This window comes from Exiguobacterium sp. s127, assembly GCF_018618695.1.
Classification (GTDB): Bacteria; Bacillota; Bacilli; order Exiguobacteriales; family Exiguobacteriaceae; genus Exiguobacterium_A; species Exiguobacterium_A oxidotolerans.
The window spans coordinates 1-4,902 of sequence record NZ_JACSMO010000022.1 but is presented as its reverse complement, the minus strand read 5'-3'; the positions used below and the strand labels follow the sequence as shown (position 1 = coordinate 4,902).

At 40.8% G+C, this 4,902-nt stretch carries 4 protein-coding genes; 3 read left to right on the top strand and 1 reads right to left on the bottom strand.

Annotated features, from left to right (window positions below; translation table 11 throughout):
- A partial coding sequence (locus KNP98_RS15770) for a relaxase/mobilization nuclease domain-containing protein (protein ID WP_214812241.1) occupies positions 1-1,380 on the top strand: 1,380 nt, incomplete at its 5' end.
- Between the two features lie 576 nt (positions 1,381-1,956).
- Here the strand turns inward: KNP98_RS15770 and KNP98_RS15765 are convergent.
- Complete coding sequence (locus KNP98_RS15765) at positions 1,957-2,139, bottom strand: hypothetical protein (protein ID WP_214812238.1); 183 nt, start codon at positions 2,137-2,139, stop codon at positions 1,957-1,959.
- A 1,386-nt stretch (positions 2,140-3,525) separates the two neighbouring features.
- Between KNP98_RS15765 and KNP98_RS15760 the strand changes: the two genes are divergently transcribed.
- Complete coding sequence (locus tag KNP98_RS15760) at positions 3,526-3,945, top strand: DUF2599 domain-containing protein (RefSeq protein ID WP_088838371.1); 420 nt, start codon at positions 3,526-3,528, stop codon at positions 3,943-3,945.
- A 587-nt stretch (positions 3,946-4,532) separates the two neighbouring features.
- Complete coding sequence (locus KNP98_RS15755) at positions 4,533-4,862, top strand: MobC family plasmid mobilization relaxosome protein (RefSeq protein WP_214812234.1); 330 nt, start codon at positions 4,533-4,535, stop codon at positions 4,860-4,862.
- Positions 4,863-4,902: the final 40 nt, after the last annotated feature.

Here is a 4,902-nt window from a genome sequence, read left to right as displayed (position 1 = left end):
GGAGTTGAATCAGATATGGCAACAATTCAACTCGGCAATACAAAAGTAGCCAACAAACTCATTTCCTACGCTGAGAAACGGGCAGAGGAACGATCAGGAGTCGATTGTCCACCAGAGTATGCCAAGTCTCAGATGAAGGCGACGAGAGAATTATGGGGCAAACCCGAAGGAATTCAAGCCCATCATGTCATTCAATCCTTTAAGCCAGGGGAAGTGACAGCCAAACAAGCGAACGAGATCGGGCAAGAACTCGCTCGAGCCATTTCAAAAGGGCATGAAGCCGTCATCTACACGCATACGGACAAGGAACATATTCATAATCACATCATCATCAATGCCGTGAATTTCGAGAGTGGCAGCAAGTATCAGTCCACGAAGAAAGACCTCCATCGGATTCGCGAGGAAAGCGATAGTCTCTGTCAGGAACGAGGATTGTCCGTCATCGTGAAAAAGGACGCTCCGGTTCGCTATACATTGGCGGAGAAAGCCCTTCTCGAGAAGGGCAAGAACTCTTGGAAGGACGAGATCCGGACGAAGATCGAGGAAGCGAAGCAAGAAACGACGGACTACGAAGCATTCAAGGGCTATCTGCTTGAAAAACATCAGATTGAAGTACGAGAACGGGGAAACACGACGACGTATTACGATCATGCGAATAAAAAACGAGTACGAGACAACAAACTAGGGGCAGATTACGAGAGGGAGGTCATCAAGGATGGGTTTGAAAGACCAATTGAAAGCGAAAGAACAAACCGTGGTGAGGTCGGAGGATACACCGGAGTATCACGTGGAGAACAAACAGGAAGCGCCACTCCATCAGACGCAAGCACCGTTGATTCAGAACGAACAGGAGCTTCTGATGCGTCTGAGAGCCGTCGAGGGCTATCTGTCGACCGTCCTGCAGGAGGTCGTCCAGAAGGAGATGACGTTCCAACAGGAAATCGAGAACCTCGTTCAGATCAGCAAGGACACCGAAGAAGTGACGCATTTGATTATGAAGAATTCAACCGAAAGCTTGAACAGTCGAAGCAAGGAACTCGAAGAGCATACCAGCAAAATAAACGGACAACTTCAGGCATTGATCGAAACGTACTCGAGCCAACTCAGCAAGAACCAGCAAGTCCTTCACGATCAGCTGAAGAACATACAGAGTACACACCTCGATCAATTGAACAGCAGCCACAAACTGATCAGCGATCAACTCAAACAAACGAGCGAGAAGGCCAACAGCAGCATCATCGCGCAACAAAGCCAGTTGAAGCAAATTCTCCAAGACAACACGCAGAAGATCGAGACAGAAATGAACAGTCTCAAGAGCAGGCACGAACAACAGCTAAACGAAATCACAACAAGTCTTTCGAGCAAGATCTCGAGCGTTAGATGGAAAATTATCAAGACAGAATGGCTGGATGCGGCAAAACAAGGACTAATGACAGCAATATTCCTCGTGCCAATCTATCTTCTTGTGCGTTTCATTGCTTCGCTAGCCAACGTTGAGTTACCATAAACCAAAAATGAGGTGTTTCTCTATGTATAGTAATTTTCCTCCTCACTTTTAATTCTTGTGATTTTAAAAATCATTTTTTTGACTCAGTATCAATGTTAAAACTGATCAAGTAGACAGACCTGTAGCAATGAATTTTTTAAAACTACACTTCATTTTCCTTATTATGTATTATGCACAATGATGTTACACTTAAAATAACACTATTTGGAAGGGGGGTTTTATTATGAAAAAACAACTAGCTTATGCCAGTTCCTTCGTTCTCTCAGCTGTCATCATTTTTGGTGCACTAAAATTATTTGGTGTTGATTTTTAAATCTATATACTCATTATCGCAAAAATAGTATGTGAAAACGGTCGATTTCGACCGTTTTTTTCGTGCTTGGCTCTGCTGCAGAGACATCGTTGCGAGGAATTGTCATTTCACGCAACGATGACCTTTTTTACACTTTTTAAAATGATTTGGCAGCAATCGCTTTTTGATACCAACTAATCACCAATGGATCACTTTTCTCGATCTCTTCATCCATTTCAAGTTGATAGAGTAATGCATCTACGAAAATATTACGATCCAGACTCTTTTTTTCTTTCATCAAATTCTCATAGGCCCATTCATAATAATCCATCTTATTCACTCTTTTTTTCCTCCTACATCCATTTGAACATCTAGACAATAAAACCATATGTCTTAGTCATTTTTTAACTCTGACAATTTTAAGTCCTTCTGTAATTGATATAAAGACCTAAAAAAACTACCGCACTTCGTTTTCGGCGTTTACGCCTTCACTTCGCTTGCTGGCGTACTGCGTCACATTGAATGGACTCGCTTCGCTCCCTCCTTCAACGTTCCTCGCACGACATGTTCTCCAGTCCTTGATCTTCATCTTTTCGGCATTTTCTTTTCCTTTTTTTATTCAAAAAGACTTGATGCACTAGAAGAGCATGTACATACTGCGGTAGGAAGGCGAGGAAAACGGCTGGATGGGCAGACTAACCCCTTGAAAATAAAAGGATTAAATCTGCCCAACGTTTCTGCGTCCAGTGTAGGACGAGGTATCCGTATGTCTAGGCGTTCCAAGACTGCAGAGGAATCACGCCCCCACGATATGACTCGCTGCGCATCAATGCGCACACAAGGCGTTTCCACGCCCTACCTTGCTGCCTTTCGGCGACTCGTCATATAATCCACTCTGACGTGGCCAGAAGCCACATCAGGTCGTGTCACAGCAATCATACAGCCGCCTACTAGGAAATTCCCCACCGTTTGTCGTGGGACTGCCTACGGTCTCGTACCATATGACCCCGTCTGAACCTCTCAACGATTTTTACCATATCCTTATGAGGACTTAGGCTATGTACAGGGCTTTACGTCCTTCCCCTGCTAACGTCGCATCACCTACTGGAACTGCGGTGATGACCGATCTATTTTACTGCGTCGGCTAGATGAACCTACTCGTTTGAAGAGCGAGTGCAAACCTCTTTTTATGTAAAGCAAAACAAAAAGGACATCATTCAGTAGCAAGTTTCTTAAACTCGCTACTGAATGATGTCCTTTTTCTGTACTAAAACCTTGAATGTTTCAGGTTTACTTAGTATGATAAGTTCATCTTAGTTGAAGCCACGTGTTGTGTGTCTTCAACGATTCAATAACGAGTGTTCGTGCACTCGCTATTCAAAAGCGTCACTTCGTTGATCATCTACTCGTTTGGCGACAAGTAGATAGGAGAAGTGGCGTTTTTTGTGTTTTCGTCCGTAATTTGTTACTGCTTATTTTACTCTTCTATTTTTTTTCTGACAACACCTTATTTTACTCTTTTATTCTTTAAATCCCTCGAATGATTTACTATATGAAATTTAAACATTCTATATCCAATAGAAGATTTATGAAAAAAATATAATTTAATTAGCTATTAAAAACTTCTTTTTTTCAAAAAAGGCTCTTTATTCCAAGATAACTTGCTTATCCTTAATTATTATACTATATTTTGGTGGCATAAAAATTAATTTTGGGGGTATTTGGAATGTCTGCATTAAAAAAGGTTATTGCATGTTTAGCTTTACTAGGATTTTTAGTCGGCGGATTGGGTAGTCCAACATATGCTGCGGGTTCATTAGATTCTTATAAATATTCAGATTACTTCGACTCAGTTTCTTGGATTACGCGTGATGGTGTTGTTTCTTTGAGCATACATCCAGATAAAAAATCACCCTTAATCACTTCTAATGGCAACATAAAAATGGCACATGCAGGTCATGCATTTTCACTTTTAAAAGCTAAATGGTCAAGTAGTTCAAAATGGAAGAATACAAGTGCCATGAGCGCCCAATTCCATTGTCATGTTCTTGGTGCTGGAAAAGCAAAAACTCCTTGGAATTTAGAACCACACAGAACTACTACTAGTCTACCTGCAACAATGGCTAAGGCTTGTAACCCTAAATAAAAACAAATAAAAAAAGCGACTGATCAATTCAGTCGCTTTTTTTATTTGTTTTTTAAGGACAACGGAATGGATACAATTGCTAATATCCCGCTAATTATAGTTGTATAAAAAGGAACACTACTTCCAGATAAATTTAATTCATCAGTTAAATAACCTGAATTGAATAATAGAATCACTACTATTGCTGCCAGAACTAGTGAATTAAACGCAATGTATATCGATCCAGATATTTTTGCTTTTAAAAATACTAAATAAAGAACGTTAAATAAAATCAGAATGGTAATTAAATAAAATACAGCATTAAGTAAAGTAAACGTACTTTCCAAAAAAACACACCTCTCTCTTAAATATATGAAAAATATAACATTTTTCGTAAGAGAAAAAATGCATCATATTAAATTTCTATTTTTTTTCCGAAGAAAGGGGCTCGGGGAAACCCCCGACAAGCTGTATGTGCGACACAAAGTGGCTAGCAAATACGAAGCTTGCCAACCCCTCTGTGAATCGAATAAGATGGACGAGTAAAAGGATTTTACTCGTCCATCTTTCGAGGCATAATTCGTACGTATTCAGAGGGGGCGGTTGTTATGAAGGCGAACCGAAAAGAGAACCGACAGGTCAATTTTCGAGTGAGTGAATACGAATTTGAGAAACTTTCTGAGATAGCAGAAAGTTTTCAAATGAGTGTGCCGGCTTATGTCAAAAAGCAGGCACAAGGATCGAGAATGCGACCACCGAAGATCGATCGAGAGGGCGCATTTGAGATTGCCCGTCAATTGCGTGCCATCGGGAACAACGTAAACCAGATGACCAAACACGCAAATGAGGGCAAATCTGTTCCGAAAGAAGAACTAGAAAACATTCAAAAGGAGTTGAATCAGATATGGCAACAATTCAACTCGGCAATACAAAAGTAGCCAACAAACTCATTTCCTACGCTGAGAAACGGGCAGAGGA